Consider the following 20,946-nt stretch of genomic DNA (forward strand, 5'->3'; position numbering starts at 1 on the left):
TTTCTTTATTTAGTTTTCTAAATCGAAACGATCGGCATTCATCACTTTGTTCCATGCTTTGATGAAATCTCGAGCGAATTTTTCGTTGCTATCATTTTGTGCATACATTTCAGCAACTGCACGCAGAATTGAATTCGAACCGAACACTAAGTCAAAACGTGTGGCTGTACCAAAAGCTTCACCAGTCACCTGATTTTTACCTTCGTATTTGTTAAACTCCACTGGCGTCCAATCAATGTTCATGTCTAATAGCTTAACGAAGAAATCATTGGTTAACGCGCCGCTAGTATTAGCAAAAGTCCCTTCTTTTATGCCTTGATAGTTTGCATCCAATACACGCATGCCACCAACCAGCACAGTCATTTCTGGCGCTGTCAAGCCAAGTAATTGCGCTTTATCAAGAAGCATTTCTTCTGGACTTGTCGTGTATTCTTTTTTCTGATAGTTTCTAAATCCATCGGAAATCGGCTCCAACACATCAAAACTTTCAGCATCCGTTTGCTCTTCAAGAGCGTCTCCGCGACCTTGCGTAAATGGAACAGCCAAATACAATCCAGCAGCTTTGACAGCTTGTTCAAGCGCTACATTTCCGCCAAGTACAATCAAGTCGGCCATGCTTACTTTATTGCCAGTCGCCGCTTTAAGGTTTTCATAGACAGCGAGCACGTCAGCCAACTCTTCTGGCTCATTGACTGTCCAGTCGCGTTGTGGGGCGAATCGAATACGTGCTCCGTTAGCACCGCCGCGTTTATCTGAATTTCGGTACGTACTAGCAGAAGCCCAAGCGGTTTTAACGAGCTGTTGCGAAGTTAACTCACTTGCCCAGATTTTCTCTTTTAGCTCATCCAACTCTTCAGTCGTTAACGTATGTGTGGCCGCTGGTACTGGATCTTGCCAAACTAATACTTCTTCTGGAACTTCTGGTCCCCAATAACGAGCTACAGGTCCCATATCACGATGAAGAAGTTTAAACCAAGCACGCGTAAACGCATCAGCAAACTCATCCATGTTCTCGTAATAACGACGGGAAATTTTCTCATATGCCGGATCCATGCGAAGTGCCATGTCAGCTGTTGTCATCATTGTTTTTACTTTAATCGAAGCATCTTCTGCGTCAGGCGCCATTTGGTGTTCTGACAAATCTTTTGCAGTCCACTGGTACGCACCAGCAGGAGATTTTGTTAACTCCCATTCGTATTCAAACAATTGTTCGTAATAGCCATTGTCCCATTGTGTCGGATTAGCCGTCCACGCGCCTTCAATACCACTTGAAATCGTGTCGCGGCCTTTACCTGAACCATATGTGCTCTTCCAACCAATTCCTTGGTTTTCCATTACAGCTGCTTCTGGATCATCTCCTACTTCAGCAGGGTCTCCCGCTCCGTGTGCTTTACCAAATGTATGGCCACCTGCGATTAACGCTACTGTTTCTTCATCGTTCATTCCCATACGCGCAAAAGTTTCGCGAATGTCAACAGCGCTGCCAAGAGGATCTGGCTTGCCATTTGGTCCCTCTGGGTTAACATAAATCAAGCCCATCTGCACCGCAGCAAGAGGATTTTCCAAATCGCGTTCACCTGAATACCGATTATCTTCTAACCACTCTTTTTCGTTACCCCAATAAACGTCTTCTTCTGGTGCCCAAACGTCTTCACGGCCTGCTCCAAATCCAAACGTTTTCAGACCCATCGATTCAATCGCTACGTTACCTGCTAAGAGTAGTAAGTCAGCCCATGAAATTTTATTGCCATGTTTTTGCTTGATTGGCCATAACAAACGACGTGCTTTGTCTAGATTTACGTTATCCGGCCAGCTGTTGAGCGGCGCAAAACGCTGGTTTCCGGTGGCACCGCCTCCGCGGCCGTCTGCAGTTCGATAAGTACCTGCGTCGTGCCACGACATACGGATAAATAAACCGCCATAGTGGCCATAGTCTGCCGGCCACCAGTCTTGGCTATCCGTCATCAAGTCATGTAAATCTTGTTTTAATGCATCATAATCTAGCTTTTCAAATTCTTTTTTATAATCAAAGTCTTCTCCTAGAGGATTCGATTTCTTATCATGCTGATGGAGAATGTTGACATTCAGCATATTCGGCCACCAGTCTTTGTTTTGCGAGTTACCTGGTTTGTTCGATGTCGTAATGGCACTGTCTTTATGACCACCTGTTACTGGACATTGTGCATCTCCTGCGGCTGTATGACGCTTTTCTTCGTTATGCTCATGTGTATTGTTTTCCATCTGTTAAACCCTCCTAAGTGCTAATCAAAATAGTACATTTCTATCTAACGTCCTTATTGCCGGGTATTGTTAAAAAAATGATAGACCTTACATTAAAATTGTACTAAAGTAGCGTTCGATTAGCGAGAAACAAGCCAGTCAATCGAACAGTACTTGTTTCTTTTTGTCGATTTTAATAACTAGCACAAACTCTGTTTCTGCCTGTTCGTTTTGCCTTGTACAAACATTCATCAGCAATGCCAACGATTTGAGAAGTGTCGGCTACTGTTTCAGGATAAGTTGCTGCTCCAATCGAGATGGTGATAGTGATCGTCTCTGTAGCAGATATCTTAAACGGATGAATTTCTACGGATTTTCTAATTCGTTCCGCTATTTTCACAGCCTGTTCTTGTTGGCAATCCGGCAAAATTACAGAAAATTCCTCTCCTCCATTTCTTGAAACGATATCAAAAGAACGACTTGCACTTTTCAACACCGCACCAAGCTCGATTAAAATCTTATCACCAACAGGATGGCCATATGTATCGTTGACATGTTTGAAATGATCAATATCAATAACTAGCAATGACAGTCTTTCGTTTTTTTCAGCAGCCTCACTAATTAACGTGTTCCAAACGGTATCAAACTGGCGAACGTTATTTAAACCTGTAAGAAAGTCTGTAGTGGATTCTTCTTCATATTTCATTAAGAGGTATTGCGTTTTAAGTATATATTCAACAAAGAAAATAGCAGTAATTCCACCAATGATGGAAATTATCCAATACAACGGTATTAATATTGTCAAGATTTCTACATCTTGAATAATTGAGCTAATGATTATGCTGAATACTACGTTTGAAAATAAAATCATCACAAAGCCTTTTTTGTATGAATTCGCATCTGTATCAAATCGTTTGAAAAATTCAGAAATAAGGATAAATCCGATGATCAAAATAAGCATTAACGTAGCTGCCGCTATAGCCGATACCGTTATGCCAAATGTAAATCGCCCCATAATAATAACTAAGGCGCTAATAATACCTTGTGGAGTTCCCAGAAAAAGGATGAGCAATACGACCGGAACAAAGCGCAAATCAACAATTGTTTCTGTACTTACTTGTATAGAGAAGTACATTAGTAAAACCCCTAAAAGTCCTCCTAATAACCCATCAATTAGTACAGAAGCTGTGTAGGGCTTTTCAGTTAACTTAATTTTTCGCCGAAATTGCAAATAAACAAAAATCAACGAAATTAATACACATAAATTTACAAATACATCACTAACCAAAGTTAACAAAAATAGTTCCCTCCATAATATCCAATCGGATACCTTTCTGACCACGACGCTTTTTTGATTTTTTCTACTCCAGCAGTTCTTCCGAAATTAGCTTGAATCCTTCAATGATGGTGTCTTCTTCAACTTCAATCAAAATACATCGTTTGCCGTTGTAATTCACTTGCTTAACGTAACGTAAGTCTTGGGGATTAATCGCAATATCCGCTACTTTTGTGCTAATTTTAATGGATTTTGACGTATAACTTGGCACAATGTGGCTAGCTTTTATTTCATAGGTTTTGTCTTCAACTACTTGCTGAAAAGCTCTTTCTACTTTTTCTGTGCTAATGTCTTTCATGCCACTCGCTTTTAATACACGTTCTACTTCTCTCACATCCATCATAGGTATTTCTTCATCTTCATCATCACTTTCTGCTTCGATCAGTAACATTTGATTGATTTCATCATACACACCTGCAAGTGTTCGTGAGTTGACTTCGTCTCCAATAACGGCTTTAACAATTTCTTCAAAGACGGCTTTGTCTTCTTCAGCTGTGATGATTTCATCACCATTCAAAACCGTTTCGATAAACTGAAAATCTGGTTTATTGGCTTTGCTGGCCGCATACAAAACGCGGTTAATGTCAGCCGTATTGTCTGTAAAACTTGGGAACAAAAATCCACCTATTGGCGAAGAAAGTTTAATAACAGGATCCACTAACACATTCGATTTAAATTCTTTCTCCACAAAATCGAACACTAACGAACTTTTTGGCAACTCCGTTTGGTTCATGCTACTCAAAATAAACGGTGTCGTGTACGTCTCATCTCGGAAATCCATTTCCGACTCATCTGACTTACGCTTAGTTGTTTTAAAATAAGTCCCGCGAATAAACGTTACGACGATGTCTTTCTCATGTTGCGCATCTTGAACCATTTTCAAGGCAATTTTTTGCATATTTTCTTTCCAATCTGTAACTTGGCCGGCTTCAAGTCCCTCGTATAACAAGTGTTGCGTATGGTCTGTTTGCCCTTCTTCTTGCGGCTGGAATTTCACTTCAAAGAGCTTAATGTCCAACTTACCTCCTAATACTTTTTTGAAGTTAGCAAGAAACAACTCTTGTTGTTCTCGGTCTAATAAAGAAAACGCACGAATTTCTTCGTGGTAAATTTCACTACTTTCTTGTTGAATGTATACATTGTAGATATCTGTAATTTTTAATAACTCCGTATCCAATTTAAATCGCTTGCGAATATCCGCTATATCTTTTTTGTTCATCTGTCATTCCCACTCCTCGGTCAATAAAATCACGGTCAAGCAAAAAAGCGTATCAAAGCAAGATTTTAGCTTTTGATACGCTTTTAGTATAACAAGAATGGCGTTGAGTCATCGAATACAATCATCTCTTTTAATAAACAAATTTTAAGATTGCTGTTTTGCTTTAAACGAACGCTGATGAAGTTCACGCATCTGCTCTGCCAACTCAAGCGCGGGACCATCGACTACTGTATCCTTAATGACCTCTTCAATAGCCAAACTTCGCACACGCGATGACGACGTCGCACCCATTGCACTCAACCATTCGGCTGTTTGCTTTGATGAACTGGCATAGACGATTCTTCCTAGACCTACCAAACCGTGAGCTGCTGCACACATCGGACAGTGTTCGCCTGATGTATAAACCGTTGCTTTGCTTCGTTCTTCAAGTGGCACGTTAGTTGCTGCCCAACGCGCAATCGCAAACTCAGGGTGCTGGGTATGGTCGCCTCCTGCTACGTGGTTATGGTCTTCAAAAAGAACAGTGCCACCCGCTGAAACGAGAATAGACCCGTACGGCTCGTCTCCTTTTTCAAGTGCTGTTTCAGCTAATTCTACGCAACGTCGTAAATAAGTTAAATCCTTTTCATTCATCATGTTTACGCCTCCTTTTGTTTGTCTCAAGTTAACTAGAAATTCCGATCGATGCGTTTTCATATTGCGCATCTGTTAATGCTTTAACAATAAAATGCGCAACATCCGCACGCGAAATGGACTTTGCTTTTTCGGGAACGCCTGTCGTAGCTTCTTTATACTGCCCGGTAAACTCACCATTTGTTAATCCCATCGGTCGAACAATGGTAAAGGTCAGCCCATGTTTTTGAATCAAATCGGTAGCCTCTCGGTGATCGATTAGCGGGTTTTTCAACATCTTCATGATTAGCTTTCCACTCACACCAGTGAGTTCACCATGAACACCTGCAGATGCCGTGTAGACGATGCGTTTCACACTTTGCTCTTCCATGCCTATGACAATATTTTTTGTCATTTCTTGAAGTTCTGTTGATGGTTTCATTCCTTGATTAGAGCCTAAACACGAAACAACTGCATCATGCCCGGCAATAGCTGCTGAAACTGCCGCTGTATTAAAAGCATCTCCTTGAACAACTGTTAAATTTTCGTGTGTCACTTCTAGTTTTGATGGTGTCCGTACAAACGCCGTGACCTCAAATCCACTTTCGACTGCTTGCTTGACAACCGATTGACCTACACCACCCGTTGCACCAAATACGATGATTTTCATTTTTTCACCTTACTTTCTTATAATTGGTATACTTTGTTTTGGTTTGAAAATCAATCTATCTTACCTATTTGACAAAAGCCGAAAACGTCCATTGCGACGGACGCTTTCCGCGAGCACGGCCTCAGCCGGTTGCCGTACCCGTAGGAGTCGCCGTCTCCATTCCCATCAGCTATTTTAAACAGACGGAGAAAAGGTAATCTTTTTCTCCGCCTACTTTGTTTTAGAGGCTTATGGGATAGCTTCTAACTCGAAGCGCATGATCCTTATAAAATGTGAAGAAAATAACGTCAACCAAACTTACTTAAGCCGTTCTGAAATAATTTTTACTGCCTTCACAAATTCTTTAACAAATTCTTCACGGTTAACGCTATGAAGAACATGCACGTTCGCTGTCTTACCTGAACGATTCGTATAGTCAACTATTGTTGCACCTGCAGCTAGGCCTTCTAACGCTACTTCTACATAGCAATCCTGGCCTTCAAATAATTCGGGTCTCAATAAATACATAACGGCACAAACATCGTGGAAATGTAACACTTGATCATAGTTTTCTTCATGAAACGGTGTTCGCTTCATAACTTCCAAATAATAAGTCACAAGATGATATGCTTTTTCTGCAAATTCTGTTCCAATCGCCAATATACTCTTGGCTTCATCAATTGTGACAAACGCTTTATGGGTAACGTCTAATCCGCTCATCACAACTGGTATACCTGAACGAAACACAATTTCTACTGCATGCGGATCCACATACGCATTAAATTCCGCGCTAGGCGACATATTGCCACCTACTGCTGCTCCGCCCATCCAAGAAATCCGCTCGATTTTTGGTTTTACTTCAGGGTGTGCCAGTAACAACGCTGCTACATTTGTTAAAGGTCCAGTTGCGACAATGGTCATTTTCTCATCACTCGCCATAATTGTTTCCAGCATGGCTGTGACAGCTGGTCGTTTACTCACTGGTAAGGTTGGTGCTGGAAATTGTACATTGCCAAAGCCACTTTCTCCGTGAATATCTTCTGCCACTTGGAGTTCACGGAAGATTGGCTGTTCCAATCCACGTGCAATTTCAACATTTGCTCCGATATAACTTAAAAAAGAACGAGCGTTGTAATTTGTTTTGTCTTGAGAGATATTTCCCGAACACGTGCTAACAAGTCGAACGTCGAACGCTTGTTCATTCGCAAATGCTAAAGTTAGCATCATCGCATCGTCGATTCCTGGGTCTGTATCGATAATAATTGGTAATTTAGTCATTACATGAACCACCTTTTTGAGATTTCGGATTATGTCTTAGCACCACCAACATTACCTTAAATATGAGTTTTAATAAAGTTCATCGAAATGCATCAAAGAACGTAATTATCCTATAAATAAAAAACGGATATACACAATCGTTATATCCGTTTCTCTCTTATTCTTCTAACAGTTTAATCATCGCGGTATAGCCTTTTTCCTTTGCATAATCGAGTGCTGTTTTACCTGAGTGGTCACGAAGCTCTTTGTTGGCATTAAATGTGAGCAATTCTTGTACAATTTGCTGATAGATTTCTGAGCCATCCGTTAAGGCGACTGCTTCAATCAATGCCGTATAGCCAAAATTATTTTGATGATCCATATCTACTTGACCGTCTTCTAACAGTAGCTTGACATTGGGTAAATGTCCTTTTTCAGCAGCCGGTATTAATGCATTGCCGCCATAGCGATTTACAATCTTTTGATTGGGTTCTGATTGCTCAATCATGTACGTTAAAATCTCCGTTTTTCCTTGTGCACCGGCATAAAGATAAGTACTATCTTGCATCTCGTCTTGTTGATTGATGTCAGCTCCTGCGTCAATTAACAGTTTTGCGATCTCGATTTGGTTGTCATGTGTCGCAATTAATAGCGGCGTTTCTTTTTTCGAATTGGTTTCGTTTAGTGGGTAAGATGGATCCTGCAAAATTTCCTGGACTTTTTTTACCTCGTTGTTTTCGACTGCTTGAATCAGTCTGCCTGCTTGTTGCTTCATATGATTTTCCCCTTCCTGACTGCATCCGGTGACTAGTAAGAATATACTTGCGACAAGGCCTATAAAACGGCTCATGCAAAAACTCCTTCCGTGATTCGGATGCGCGATCCAAAACTTGAAAACAGCAAAGCACTATTTAAGTAGTCTTTGCTTTATACTAATCTTACTTACTAAAGGGGGCAGACACAATGTCTGACATGGCAAACGATTTTAAAGAAGCCTTAATCGTCAAAGTAAAATGCCTATCTACGAGTTCGTTGTACTTGATAAAGTACATGACGATTGTTTTGGTGCCGCTGTACATCGTTTACTTAGTGCTGAATTAAGGCATATAAAAAAAGGCGCGTCCGTTTCGAGCGGAATCGTCTTTTTTTACATCGACTTTGGAACGAGAACATCGAAAGGTGTTACTTATGATAAATGCTACTCATCTATTTTTCGCAACAGGAAAGTGTTTAATGTTTTTCTTTCCCCATTCATCCATCAGTAAAACGATTGAGATAAGGCTTTCTCCTAAAGTGGTTAATGAATATTCTACTTTCGATGGGACTTCCGCAAATACTTTCCGTGGACAATCCCATCCTCAACTATATAAATGAAAAACACCTGCCTCGGACTTCTTTGTAAGAAGAAAAAGGCAGGTGTTTTCTAAATCTAATTGTAATACAGGTTCTCGGTTGGATAGACCGGATCGTTGGTGATATCGATTCCAAGCTTTTTAAAAGTCTGTTCGTTTTCTCTATTCAATATGACCGTAGAATGAGCTTGAGTGTCTTTTAAATTTGGCAATTGCTTATAAGCCAGCTCAGAAGTAGGATTGGTGACCGCACTGATTGCCAGTGCAATGAGCACTTCATTGGCGCTTAATGTTGGGACACGGCTATTCAAGTCATCCGTTTTCAACCGTTGAATCGTCTGTAAAATCATCGGCGATAACAAATTAATTTCATCGGAAATATTGGTCAATTTCTTCAATCCATTTAAAATCGCGGCTGCCGAAGCATCCATCAAAGTTGTCGTTCGACCGGTGATTATCTCACCATTCGGCAGTTCTATCGCAATTACGGCTTGTAGATTCGTGCTGTCAATCTGCTCTTGGATTGCTTTCGCATAATTACGGGCCGGCAATACAGGTGTCCGATCCTCTTTCTTTAAATCGGTCTCTTCCAGAATCACTTGCATGTGGCTTACACTGTCTTCATCGGCAAGCCCTTTTTTATAGTCATTCTCTACGACGAAACTGCGCCGAATGATTTCCTGCTTGGCAGCTTCCTGGACAACCCCATCGTCAGTGATGCCTGATTTCAGACGATTGACCCCCATATCAGTTGGTGAGCTGTAAACAGATGCTTTACCGGTAATCCTTTCGATGATCCGTTTGATGACAGGAAACGTTTCAATATCACGATTGTAATTGATCGCTACTTTTCCATATGCTTCATAGTGATAATTATCAATCATATTTACGTCTTTCAAATCGACGGTAGCCGCTTCATAAGCAATGTTTACCGGGTGCTTTAACGGCAAATTCCAAACCGGAAACGTCTCAAACTTGGCATAGCCGACTTCATTTCCAAGTTTATTCTCATGGTACATTTGGTTAAGACAGGTGGCCAGCTTTCCGCTACCTGGGCCTGGGCCCGTTACTACCACGATTGGCTTTGTCGTTTTAATATAAGGGTTTGTCGCAAATCCTTCTTCCCTAAGGACCGCGTCCACGTTTGTCGGATAACCTTCGATTTCACGGTGAATACAGACGCTAATTCCGCTTCTCTCAAGCTTAGTCATAAATACTTTGACTGTTGGTTGCCCTTGATAACGAGTGATTAAGACGCTGTTGACAGAAATGCCATATGCCCGATATTCATCAATTAAGCGCAAGACATCTTGGTCATAAGTGATGCCGTAATCTTCACGAACTTTGTTCCGTTCGATGTCTCCAGCGTAGACACAGATGATGATTTCCGCCTTGTCTTTCAGTGTATGCAATAGTTTGATTTTGGCATCTTCATCAAACCCAGGCAAGACACGCTTGGCATGTTTGTCGCCTATCAATTTTCCGCCAAATTCCAAATAAAGTTTATCGTACTGCTGCACCCGTTCTAGGATGTAGGCTGATTGTTCTTGCAAATATTTCTCCGAATCAAATCCAATTTTTTTCATTAATTTTGGTCCCGCTTTCTTTGCTTCAAACTTTCTCTTAACGCAATCGATAAAAACGCCTTAAGAGAAAATTTCAGCTAAAATTCATCTTCTATCATTATATAGCTTTTTAAAAAAAGAGAAAGGAAAATTGCCTCGGTCCGTTCGATGATTGAGTGATTTAATAAGCGCAGTAATAACTGATCATCCATGTATTCAAACAAAATAACGAAATTTAGATTCGTATTTAGCAAATCCAAATAGCCAAAACTTTATTTCCTTTTGATAGTTTTCAATAACTGAATTGTTTTTAGCGTTTGGTAATGATAGAAACCTCACTTACTTATGGTAAGGCTCACCGCATCCAGACTAAATGAGGTTTTCTAATCTTCTTACATTAATAGAAATGAACTGTATAGTCTTTTTTTTTAGAAATTTGAAGAACTAAGCTACATCTAAATATTGTTTAATTAAATGTCGCAATCTATATTTAAATAGTTCATCTGGATAATTATCAATTTCTTGATTAAAATATTTACTTGCATCCTCTGTAATGGATTCTTCTCTCCCATAATCTATTTCTTGAATACATTTAAATAGTTCATGACAATAAGTCCAGTGGAAATGTGTTATTTCTCCTAGTGGCAAAGGCAGAAACCATTTATTATTTTTCATTTCTCTTATTACATTTTCTCTCTCTTTACTATTATCATTTTTTAATTCATGAATGAGTTTTTTGAACTCCGTTACTATTTCTAAATCATTAGGAGTAAAGTTTTGTTTATTAGTATTTTCGATCATTACTTTCAGAAGATTATTTCTGTAATCACTCTTTATAGTGGTTTGTAGCTTTAATATAACTTCGTTTATAAAACTAGATTCTCTTCTCACAAAATTATCAAAATAAATATCGTCATAATTATTATTGAAATCTTTATTCTTCTTCATCCATTCAACAGCTTCATCCACACTATAATTAAAATCCAAATTTGTTTTTTCGGTTATACTGGCTAACTCGTCTAACCGTTGCAGGAAATTTTTTATAGATATATCGGGATCAAGATTTTCAATGAATGTCGAAAAATGATTGACTTCTTTTATAATTTGTTCCTCTGACATGAATAAAGGAAGGGTTGATTCTAAATATGTATCCACTTGTTTGACTAATTCCTTAAATTGAGCTCTGGAAAAATCACCTGTTAAGAACCATTCTAAAATAACTGGTATGAGATTATGCATCATACTATTATTTAAATTTTTCTTTATTATAGAATGCCATATATAATTCGAAAGTTCTTTCGAATTGTTTGCATCATTATTTTCTTCCTCTTCTTCCCCCGGGTGATTCATTTTACATTTATGATCTACTACAAATAAAACTACAGAAAAACAGATCTTGTAAATATCTTCTTTATTAAATTTATCGGTAAACTCATTATTAGGTATTTCGTGAATTACTTCTTTTATAAATAAATCTGCTTTTTCTAAAGTACGTAAATTTTTAAATTCATTATCTTGATAAATCTCTTTAACTATAGGCCAAATTTGATCGCCCATTATTTTTTCAGGGGCATCTTTTGAATGAGTAGTAATTTTATAAATACGGTCTATAGACTTTTCAGCGTATTCTTCAAATATAATTTTTTCCTGGTTTGAAAAATTATCAGACGAAGCTACTAAAATAGTTTTAATTCCCTTATTTTTTGTAATAGAATCTATAAATCCAAATATTTCTTTAATATCGAAATCATCATTTTTCCTTTCTAAATCATCGATAATAATTGTTATATCGGATTTGCTCTCCAATTGTTTTTGGATGTCTATAAATATATCGGAGATTAAAGGTATGGAAATGTTGAATCCGAAGTGCGAAAAATTAATATTCTCCATATTATTTAACAACTTTTTTAATTTAACTTCATATTTGGACAGCAATAGATAATATAACTCTTGGTAAAACACATCAATATTTCTTTTTCCAAATAATGAAACGTAGTAATAGTTTTCTTTGCCTTTTATAGAATCTCTTGTATATTTTGTTTTCCCAATACCCCATGTTCCATCAAATAATATTCTTCGATAGGGCAAATCATCAAGTTTGTCTATGACATCCATAATTTTGGCAGCTTCCATTAGTACACCTTCTTCTTAGAATTTAATTTCGAGAAAATAAAAAACCAAAGTGATTGTTGGATATGGAAGTAAAGACAATCGAGGATTAATGATTCGCAACAAAAACTTTTCTATCTTCATATATTTAATGTTCCTTCGATTATAACAATTGCAAATGCTCATCTGAAATCTACTTTCGGTGATATTCATACTAATTTTCTCAAAATAACCACACCTACTTATGATACGGTTCTCCCTTCATAATCCGAAACGCCCGATATACTTGCTCCACCAAAATCAGCTTCATCAATTGATGAGGAAATGTCATCTTCGAAAATGACAACTTTTCATCCGCCCGCTTTAACACCTCATCATGTAACCCAAGCGATCCGCCAATCACAAAGACAATTTTGCTGCGGCCATACGTCATTAACGATTCGATGTCTTTTGCGAGCTGCTCTGAAGTTTTCATTTTCCCATCAATGGCTAAGGCAATGACGTACGCGTCAGCGGAAATTTTGGCTAAAATTCGGTCGGCTTCTTTCTTTTTGACAATTTCCATATCTGCATCGCTTAATTGTTCGGGTGCTTTTTCATCCGCTACTTCGATTTCAGTTATTTTTGAATAGCTTCCAAGTCGTTTTGTGTATTCTTCGATTCCAGATTTTAAATATTTTTCTTTCAACTTTCCTACACTGATAATTGAGATATTCACAACTTATCCCCCTTCACATTAAATTTACAAACAAGTTATGCACAATAGTTATGCACATACTCACAAGCTCTAACTACATCTTGTGCTCACTTATGCACTTGCCACAAGATACGTTGCAGCTTCTTTACAGTAGTGACAAGTTGTGGACAACTTTTCTGTTTCTAATAATTCTGTTAGAATAGGATAGTTTTTTGTCTCTGCAACGAATATGTCTAATGCATGCTCTACATGGGTTTTGCAGCATTTTATCTCCATTATTTCCACCTCTTTCGATTTCCGAATATTCCACATAGTTATACACATTTCAATCACCTTTATCCACACCCTATTTTAACAGACCTAAAGAGTTCCGGATAGCGGAGCTTTTATCGTCTTGTGGATTGTTGACAATGTCTTTACATTTAAAAAGTTATCCACATTTCTTTTTCATCTTTCTGAACGCTCTTTGTTCTCCTCCACATTTCATCCCTTGAAATTTGAATAGTATTTGTTCAAGACAATGGCAAAGCAGAAAGTAGCGACGCTGCGTAAACGTTAGCTAGACAAATAAACCCTTCATAGGTTAAACCCTCTCTATTAAAACAAGATTCATGTCTCTTTAAATGGCGTGTGCTTAGATTTCCTTTGGTTATACAAATGTTATATACTGATTTCACATACTTATCACTTTACTTTGATATTTGGAGGAGATCTTATGATGTTCGAAAACAACGTAGTGATTGTTAATGGTGGAACGGATGGCATTGGTAAAGAAGTGGTCTACTTCTTTTGTAAAGAAGGGGCTACTGTTCACTTTACTGGAAGAGATCGTGACAAAGGCTCTCAAGTAGAGAGTGACTGCAACGGCAAAGCTCATTTTTATCAAGTCCATAACGAAAACGTGGATGAAATCGAAAAATTTTTTAAAACACTTGAAACTAACGAACATCATGTTGATATTCTATTCAACAATGCCGGTATTTTGTCTACAGGAATGGGGCCTTTGTCTCGAGTAAAGCTAAATGACTGGAATTACTTAATCGCGGTCAATCAAACAGCTGTTTTCCTCTACATGAAATATTCTTTACTCGTAATGAGTAAGCAACGAAATGGAGTCATTATTAACAATGCAGCCATCCTTGGAAACGACAAGGTTAATCCGATGCTACCCGCTTATAGCGGGACAAAAGCAGCCGTTGTCGCGATGACTCAAAGCACGGCACTTCGCTTTGCTAACCTGGGAATCCGCGTCAATTGCATATCTCCTGGCCCTACAGAAACCGATCTATCCATTAATGCATATGGTGGAAAAGAGAATTATGAAAAGCAATCTAAAGGACACCCTAGAGGAAGTTACGGGAAAACCAGTGAAATTGCAGAAGTTGTTTTGTTCTTAGCTTCAGACAAAGCATCTTATATAAACGGTGCGGAAATAGTCGTAGACGGTGGCTACTCATTAAAGTAAGGGGTTTTCTTGCATTTTGTATTAGCGAAAGCGCGTCCACAGGCATATAAAGCGATGGATTCCAATAAAAAAACTGCAGACCTCAAATAAATCGAGTTTGTCTACAGTTTAAAACCTGCATAGAAGCTTCTATGCAGGTTTTCTATTTTATAAAGCTGAATTATCAACTAGCTCTAATTCAAATTCCATCAGTTCTCCGTTGCGATAAGCGCTAACTTTCAATAGATCTCCGATTTTCTTTTCATTATACAAATGCTGACGCAACTCAATGATATCTGCTATGGCAACTCCGTCCATCTCCACAATGACATCAAACTGTTCCATGCCGGCAGCTTCTGCTGCAGAGCCTTCTACTACAGAATTCACCACAACGCCCTCTGTGACGTCTTCAGGAAGCTTTAATGTCTCTTGACGATAGACTTGAGGCACTTGAGCTAAATCAAGCAACGTAACACCCATTGATGGCCGAATCATCTCGCCTTTCTCTTCGAGCGAATTAATAACCGGTATCGCTGAATTGATTGGAATGGAAAAGCCGATTCCTTCTACTGATGATGTTGCGATTTTCATTGAATTGATGCCGATCAACTGTCCAGCCAGATTAACCAACGCACCGCCGCTATTCCCCGGATTAATGGCAGCATCTGTTTGAAGTACTTCTGCCTGCCAGTCTTCTTGACCATCACCGTTCAAATCCACTGGAACCGCACGATCTTTTCCTGAAACGACACCTGTTGTCACCGATCCTGAAAAATCGAGTCCTAATGGATTACCAATCGCGATAACCGCCTCGCCTTGTTTCAACGCATCCGAATCTCCAAATTGAGCAACCGCCTGTACCTTCGCTCCATCCATTTCCAGAACAGCAAGGTCCGTCCAAATATCGCTACCGACTACTGTCGCCTCGACTTTTGAACCGTCTGACAAAGTGACTTCTACTCCCGTCGCACCATCGATTACATGATGGTTCGTCACAACATATGCTTTGCCGTTATCATTTTTATAAATGACACCAGAGCCTGTTCCAACAGCTTGCTCTTGTTGAGGTGCTTGAGACCAAAAATCTCCAGCCGATTGCAAATTGGTAACGCCCACTACCGCATCCGCTGCTATCTCAACCGCTTCTGTCACATCAGTCGTAATATCAACCGAAACCGCTTCTGAACGCCCTTCCGCTTCCTGCTGAACAATCTGTGTCTCACTACTACTATCCGGTCTCAATTCTGGCATCGAATAAAACAATAACCATACCAACAATGCACCTACTACCACTCCGCCTAAACCTGCAGCAAACGCACCTAAACGACTAGGTCTCTGCCTACCGTTCGGTGTTTGATTGTAATAACCCACCGCACTCATCCTTCCTTTATCTTCTCTATCTATTTACCCCGTTTGAACAATTTATAAGACCTTTATCATTTTAGTTTAAAAATTTCACGTGACCAAAGCAAGTCGGAAAACTTGGTTCCTCCCTACTCATCGTTTATAGAACATCCTCTAGCTGCTTGGAGTGTAAGCGCTCGACTCCTGCGGGAATAGTGCTAGCCGGAGCCACTGGACTGAGCAAAGCGAGGGAAGCGGCAGAGGCTGCACCCGCGGAAAGCGAGCGCTGGAACGGAAAGCTTGCTTACAAATTTCAATGTACAACAAAAAAAGCCATCCGAAAGTCACTTTCATGACCTTTGAACAGCTCTTCTCTTATACAACAATCAATTTAGTCGGTATATTGGCATCGGTATCAAACAGATTCACGTACTCTCCCGTAATAATCCCTTTTGACTGCAGAGTTTGCTCCACACTCATACGTGCAAGATCTTTCATATTATTGTCTTTACTCAAATGCGAAAGATAAATACGTGTAGGCTTTTCAGCAAGGACTTCGCTCATCGCGACCGCTGCATCTTCATTTGATACATGCCCCACATCACTCAAAATCCGACGCTTAATCGACCATGGATAACGCCCCATCTGCAACATTCCAACATCATGATTGCTTTCAAACACATACGAATCTGACGCTTGAATGATGCCTTTCATCCGGTCGCTGACATAGCCCGTATCTGTAATCAATGATAGCTTCCGACCACCCGCATGAAACACATAAAACATCGGATCTGCCGCATCATGCGATACCGCAAACGATTCAATATCCATCGACCCAAAAGTTTTGACGGTATCCATGTCAAAATGGAACCGCTGTTCTACAGGAACCGCTCCAATTAACCCATCCATGGCTGTCCATGTTTTTGCATTCGCATAAATCGGTACCTTATGTTTACGCGCCACAATGCCAAGTCCTTTAATGTGATCGCTATGTTCATGCGTCACCAAAATACCATCCAAATCACTCATTTTTTTGCCAATTGCAGCAAACAGCTCTTCCATCTTGCGACCACTGAGTCCTGCATCAACTAAAAAAGAATGTTCGCCGTTCTCGATATAGGTAGCATTACCGCTTGAACCACTAGCTAATACACTGAATTGCATAGTAAAAATCTCCTTACTCTACTTCCTCTAGTTGTTTATTTAATTCGATGACACCATCTTTTACTGCATTGACAAAATAATCTTCTCGTTCGCCACCAGACAGTTCTGCTCGAACATGCCAAGTCGGCACAAACATTTGTCGCTCTTTTGATACTTGCACATGAACAGAATAACCCAGTTCGGTTTTCAAAATTTTCGTGCCGGGTTCTAGCATATTTTTTTGGTACAGCGTATGAATAGCTGTAACTGCTGTCACTAAGCTTTTGGGCTCTTGATTTTCAATAATATCCGTGAACATCGTTTGCTCATAGCGCACGATTTCTCCTTCATTATTCCAGTAAACCGTCACTTTTCCATCATCACTAAAATAAAGAATATCACTATCCAAGGTTTGAAAAAAGACAGCTTTGTTTAAGTCTTTATCGATTTCCCATAGTTCATACGAAAAACCTTCGTAAATATGCTCTTCAAGAAAGGCCGTTGCTCCTTCGTCACTTTCGATATTTTTTTCAGATACAATGGGTTTTTCATAAGCAACATGCAGTTTTTTACCCTCTTGAATGTTTACTTGTACATTTTCTTTAGGTGCTTCTTTTGCAGTGAAGATTTTCGTTTCTCCACGAATATAGGGCATCCCTTCACTATTTTCAGGAAGATTCGAATACGTGATTTTATCAGCTTGTAACTTCTCATCTACTGAGGATTCTGAAAGCACTTCTACGCTTTTCGCTTCTGTATAACGATCCAAATACAAGGAATACAAAAAGACATTTAAAATAGAAAAGACAATAATAAAGATGGTCTTGGTTTTATTCCAATCCAAGTTTTCGCCCTCCTGTCAATTCAATGGGTAGCTCTGTCCAAATACCATTTGTTTTGTAATACCAAACCGGATCAAATGTAGCTAGAACGACATCAGTGCTTTCCCCTTCACTTCTCGTCAAATAATAAACCGGTGCAATATCAGTTATAGCAGATCGCTCTTGTTTATCTAATTGCCCAAGAGCTTTTAATACCTCTTCTCCTGAAGACAGTACAGTCATTCTGTTTTCCGTTGCTTCAGATTCTAATTGATAGGCTGGGCGAATGTAGCTGTAGACTTGCTCGAGTCCCGAATCTATTCCCCAAATAACTTCAAGGCTTGTTGTCGTGAAATTGCTAAAAACCGGTAAATTTTCTACATATAATTGATACTCAACTTGCTGGTTTACTGAATTCATGCCTGCGTAGAAATACGGATCGGTCCAACCACCATGTGCATTTACATAACTAAGAGAATCAAATAACAAGTCTGACGGAATTGCAGGATCAGTTGTTTCCGCTTTTGGCTGAATGTAACTGATGCTCTTCTTATTTTCGTTTTCTCTCATCAATGCCCCAGTATCGTCTGTATACTCTTCAGTTAATAAATCAGCAGATAATGTTAGTGATGGACTATCTAACAATGCCTCAGCAAGCTTTTTCGAAGAGATTTTCGATAACAAATAAACAAAACTTTCTTTTGCAACTTGTCCTTCTTGCACATAGATAGGCAACGTACCAATTGTTTCATCTGTCACATATGTCTCATAATCCACAGCTTGAGCTGCGATATCTGTTTGAAACTGATCCAAGTCTTTTATAAGGATATCTGCTCTATGGATCTTACCCGAGACTGTATTGATAAAATACAGCGACGGACGATCATTCGCGGGTGCTTCCCATTCGATAATCAATCGGTCAAATGACGATTCTGGAATTGTTGAATTCGTAATCGTATTCATCGAATCAAATACGGGTAACGGTACTAGTCCAGGATAATAGACTACTGCCCTGTTTGAACTATGCATATACGATTTAATCGTTCCAGGAGTGGCTTCATCTTGAACCAATCTGATATTTTGAATTTGCCACTTCTGTAACTCGTCTACGAGTACTTCAATATGATCTTGATCAGTCGTTCCTGTAACGACTTCTTCTGTGTGAAATAGAAGTTTTACCGGTCGAACGATTTCTTCAGTGTTCTTAGTTTCAGATATAGGCTCATCCACTGTCGTTGATGGCTCAATTGTTTCATGTGTAGGGGTGAAAGTCCAAATCGTAAAGGTTAATGCCAAACTAAGCAGAATCAGCAAAAATAATGCAATCGACTTAATATGCTCTACATATTTCAATCCCACTCACCCCCGTCGTCTTCTTCAAATGGCAACGTAAAGAAAACACTCGTTCCTTTTCCAAACTTACTTTCTGCCCAAATGACGCCTCCATGAGCATTAATCATTTCTTTTGAAATGGCTAAGCCTAATCCGGTCCCTCCCATTTCACGTGATCTCGCACGATCGACACGGTAAAAACGATCAAAAATACGATCGACATTTTCTTTTGGAATTCCCATACCTTGATCGCTAATTTGAATCAATAAGAAGCCTTCTTCTACAGTCATGTCAAACCGGACTTTTCCACCTTCTGGCGAATACTTCAACGCATTTGAAATGATGTTATCAATTACTTGCGTTAGTTTATCCGGATCAATTTCAACAAAGTACTGCTGTTTAGGCAAATGACGCTCAAAAATCACCTTATGTGATTTCGCCATTTCAAAACGATCAATAATACGATTAAAGAAAACATTAAATTCAACCATTTCTTTGCTCAATTCAGTTTCACTAGAATCCATATTTGATAGTTTTAACAAATCATTAACCAACCGAATCATCCGCTCGGTTTCCGTTTGTGTAACGTTCAAAAAGTTTGGCGCTAAGTCCGGATCTTGCCATGCACCATCAGCTAATGCCTCTAAATAACTACGCATTGTAGTTAATGGCGTGCGCAATTCATGAGATACATTGGCTACGAATTCACGACGTTCAATGTCAATTTTTTCTTGTTCGGTGTTGTCATGTAACACAGCAATCAATCCATTAACAAAGCCTGTTTCTTTTTGAATAACTGAAAAAGTCGTTCGTAGCAATGTACTTTGCTCATACGAACTCAAATTAAGTGTTATCGCTTCTTTCATATCAATCAAATCTTCGAATGTATATTCTTCGTCCAATCCTAATACGCTCGTCACTGGCTGGTTAATGACCGTTTCACGTGAAACATTTAGCAAGTAAAGCGCTGGGTCGTTAATCAAAATAACTCGTCCGCGTCTATCTGTTGATAATACACCGTCTGTCATGTTCGAAAGAACTGAAGCTAATTTACGCCGTTCACTTTCTGTAGACTGCTGCGATTCTTGTAGCCTATTTGTTAAATGGTTGAACGCACGAGCAAGCTGACCAATTTCATCATCACTATATACTCTTACTTTGCGTGAAAAATTCCCTTTTGCCATTGCTTGCGCTTGTTTTCGCATATCAGCAATTGGACGAGAAATTGTTTGAGCAACTAAAATCCCTAATATTGCCGTGATCACTAAAGAAATAGCTGTACCTACAGCAAGTATAGAGTTGATATCATCCATTTGGTCATAGACATTTTCAATTTCTGCTTCTACGTATAATGTACCGAGCAACTTGCCGCCCGCTCCGACAATTGGCAACGTCCTCACCCAAATTCGCTCTTCGCTTTCTGGGTCGACATATGTTTGCTCAAGAGGAACTTCCCCAATAACGGATTGCCGTACTAAATCATTTGTAGAACGCTGGCCCACTAAAATTTGGTTTTCAATAACAGAAGTTGCCAAAATGCTATACCGTGTGTTTATCACACGAATTTCACTAATATCATCTGATTTAAACCCGTACAATACAGTGCGCAATGTTTGTTCAAGCGTTAAACTTTCTTCTGTCCGCTCTTTGATCATTTCTTCTCGCACACTAAATTCGATAATTTCCATCCGGTCTTCAATAGAGCTTTCAAAGTTCCCTTTTAAGGTTTCTTCCAATTGTTGAGCAAAATACAAACCAATAATTTGCATCGCCAGTAAAATCAACAAAATATAAATCAATACAAATTTCACGTGAATCGACTTTAAAAAATTAACTTTTGACATTT

The 20,946-nt window shown here is 39.2% G+C and carries 18 protein-coding genes and 1 pseudogene; 2 read left to right on the forward strand and 17 right to left on the reverse strand.

Going from position 1 to position 20,946, the window contains the following annotated elements; translation table 11 throughout:
* Nucleotides 1-9 precede the first annotated feature (9 nt).
* The 7 genes from katG to I858_RS16140 all read right to left on the reverse strand — a co-directional run bounded on the left by katG (nt 10) and on the right by I858_RS16140 (nt 8,068).
* The gene (katG, locus tag I858_RS16110; protein WP_049693582.1) at nt 10-2,241 is read right to left on the reverse strand and encodes a catalase/peroxidase HPI; all 2,232 of its coding nucleotides are present in this window, start codon (nt 2,239-2,241) and stop codon (nt 10-12) included.
* Between the two features lie 172 nt (nt 2,242-2,413).
* Nucleotides 2,414-3,517 (reverse strand): diguanylate cyclase, encoded by a 1,104-nt coding sequence (locus I858_RS16115; protein ID WP_083553729.1) that lies wholly within the window; start codon nt 3,515-3,517, stop codon nt 2,414-2,416.
* A gap of 64 nt (nt 3,518-3,581) precedes the next feature.
* On the reverse strand, nt 3,582-4,775 hold the full coding sequence (locus I858_RS16120; RefSeq protein ID WP_049693581.1) for a DUF4317 domain-containing protein: 1,194 nt from the start codon (nt 4,773-4,775) through the stop codon (nt 3,582-3,584).
* Between the two features lie 144 nt (nt 4,776-4,919).
* On the reverse strand, nt 4,920-5,411 hold the full coding sequence (locus tag I858_RS16125) for a nucleoside deaminase (RefSeq protein WP_049693580.1): 492 nt from the start codon (nt 5,409-5,411) through the stop codon (nt 4,920-4,922).
* A 28-nt stretch (nt 5,412-5,439) separates the two neighbouring features.
* Complete coding sequence (locus I858_RS16130; protein ID WP_049693579.1) at nt 5,440-6,057, reverse strand: NAD(P)-dependent oxidoreductase; 618 nt, start codon at nt 6,055-6,057, stop codon at nt 5,440-5,442.
* A gap of 297 nt (nt 6,058-6,354) precedes the next feature.
* Entirely contained in the window at nt 6,355-7,314 is a 960-nt protein-coding gene (locus I858_RS16135; protein ID WP_049693578.1) for a nucleoside hydrolase, read from the reverse strand.
* A 157-nt stretch (nt 7,315-7,471) separates the two neighbouring features.
* Nucleotides 7,472-8,068, reverse strand: coding sequence for an ankyrin repeat domain-containing protein (locus tag I858_RS16140; protein ID WP_239457194.1), 597 nt, complete (start codon nt 8,066-8,068; stop codon nt 7,472-7,474).
* Nucleotides 8,069-8,256: 188 nt separating this feature from the next.
* Here I858_RS16140 and I858_RS17265 point away from each other — a divergent pair, with 188 nt between their 5' ends.
* Nucleotides 8,257-8,394: a hypothetical protein gene (locus I858_RS17265; protein ID WP_204249433.1), complete on the forward strand. Its 138-nt coding sequence runs from the start codon at nt 8,257-8,259 to the stop codon at nt 8,392-8,394.
* A gap of 101 nt (nt 8,395-8,495) precedes the next feature.
* Here I858_RS17265 and I858_RS17700 read toward each other — a convergent pair.
* The 5 genes and pseudogenes from I858_RS17700 to I858_RS16165 all read right to left on the reverse strand — a co-directional run.
* Nucleotides 8,496-8,582: pseudogene (locus I858_RS17700) on the reverse strand (HxlR family transcriptional regulator); the annotation flags it as partial.
* A gap of 140 nt (nt 8,583-8,722) precedes the next feature.
* Entirely contained in the window at nt 8,723-10,231 is a 1,509-nt protein-coding gene (locus tag I858_RS16150; protein WP_049693576.1) for a DUF1846 domain-containing protein, read from the reverse strand.
* A gap of 423 nt (nt 10,232-10,654) precedes the next feature.
* Complete coding sequence (locus tag I858_RS16155) at nt 10,655-12,343, reverse strand: hypothetical protein (protein WP_049693575.1); 1,689 nt, start codon at nt 12,341-12,343, stop codon at nt 10,655-10,657.
* A 214-nt stretch (nt 12,344-12,557) separates the two neighbouring features.
* Entirely contained in the window at nt 12,558-13,037 is a 480-nt protein-coding gene (gene rlmH / locus I858_RS16160) for a 23S rRNA (pseudouridine(1915)-N(3))-methyltransferase RlmH (protein WP_049693574.1), read from the reverse strand.
* 90 nt (nt 13,038-13,127) lie between these two features.
* Nucleotides 13,128-13,340 (reverse strand): CxxH/CxxC protein, encoded by a 213-nt coding sequence (locus tag I858_RS16165; RefSeq protein WP_338046093.1) that lies wholly within the window; start codon nt 13,338-13,340, stop codon nt 13,128-13,130.
* A gap of 391 nt (nt 13,341-13,731) precedes the next feature.
* On the opposite strand from I858_RS16165, the gene I858_RS16170 reads away from it, so the two are divergent.
* Complete coding sequence (locus tag I858_RS16170) at nt 13,732-14,481, forward strand: SDR family NAD(P)-dependent oxidoreductase (RefSeq protein ID WP_049693572.1); 750 nt, start codon at nt 13,732-13,734, stop codon at nt 14,479-14,481.
* A 147-nt stretch (nt 14,482-14,628) separates the two neighbouring features.
* Here I858_RS16170 and I858_RS16175 read toward each other — a convergent pair whose 3' ends face one another.
* The 5 genes from I858_RS16175 to walK form a co-directional block, all read right to left on the reverse strand.
* Nucleotides 14,629-15,831 carry a S1C family serine protease gene (locus tag I858_RS16175; protein ID WP_049693586.1) on the reverse strand — a complete coding sequence of 401 codons (1,203 nt, stop codon included), beginning with the start codon at nt 15,829-15,831 and terminating at the stop codon, nt 14,629-14,631.
* 348 nt (nt 15,832-16,179) lie between these two features.
* Nucleotides 16,180-16,968, reverse strand: a complete 789-nt coding sequence (locus tag I858_RS16180) for an MBL fold metallo-hydrolase (RefSeq protein WP_049693571.1) — start codon at nt 16,966-16,968, stop codon at nt 16,180-16,182.
* 13 nt (nt 16,969-16,981) lie between these two features.
* Complete coding sequence (locus I858_RS16185; RefSeq protein ID WP_049693570.1) at nt 16,982-17,791, reverse strand: two-component system regulatory protein YycI; 810 nt, start codon at nt 17,789-17,791, stop codon at nt 16,982-16,984.
* Nucleotides 17,778-19,127, reverse strand: a complete 1,350-nt coding sequence (locus I858_RS16190; RefSeq protein WP_239457195.1) for a YycH family regulatory protein — start codon at nt 19,125-19,127, stop codon at nt 17,778-17,780. Before I858_RS16190 ends, I858_RS16185 begins: the two co-directional genes overlap by 14 nt.
* On the reverse strand, nt 19,118-20,944 hold the full coding sequence (gene walK, locus I858_RS16195) for a cell wall metabolism sensor histidine kinase WalK (RefSeq protein ID WP_049693568.1): 1,827 nt from the start codon (nt 20,942-20,944) through the stop codon (nt 19,118-19,120). The genes I858_RS16190 and walK overlap by 10 nt, the downstream gene beginning before the upstream one ends.
* Between the last annotated feature and the right edge of the window lie 2 nt (nt 20,945-20,946).

Origin of the sequence: Planococcus versutus, assembly GCF_001186155.3 — a bacterium.
GTDB classification, from domain to species: Bacteria; Bacillota; Bacilli; order Bacillales_A; family Planococcaceae; genus Planococcus; species Planococcus versutus.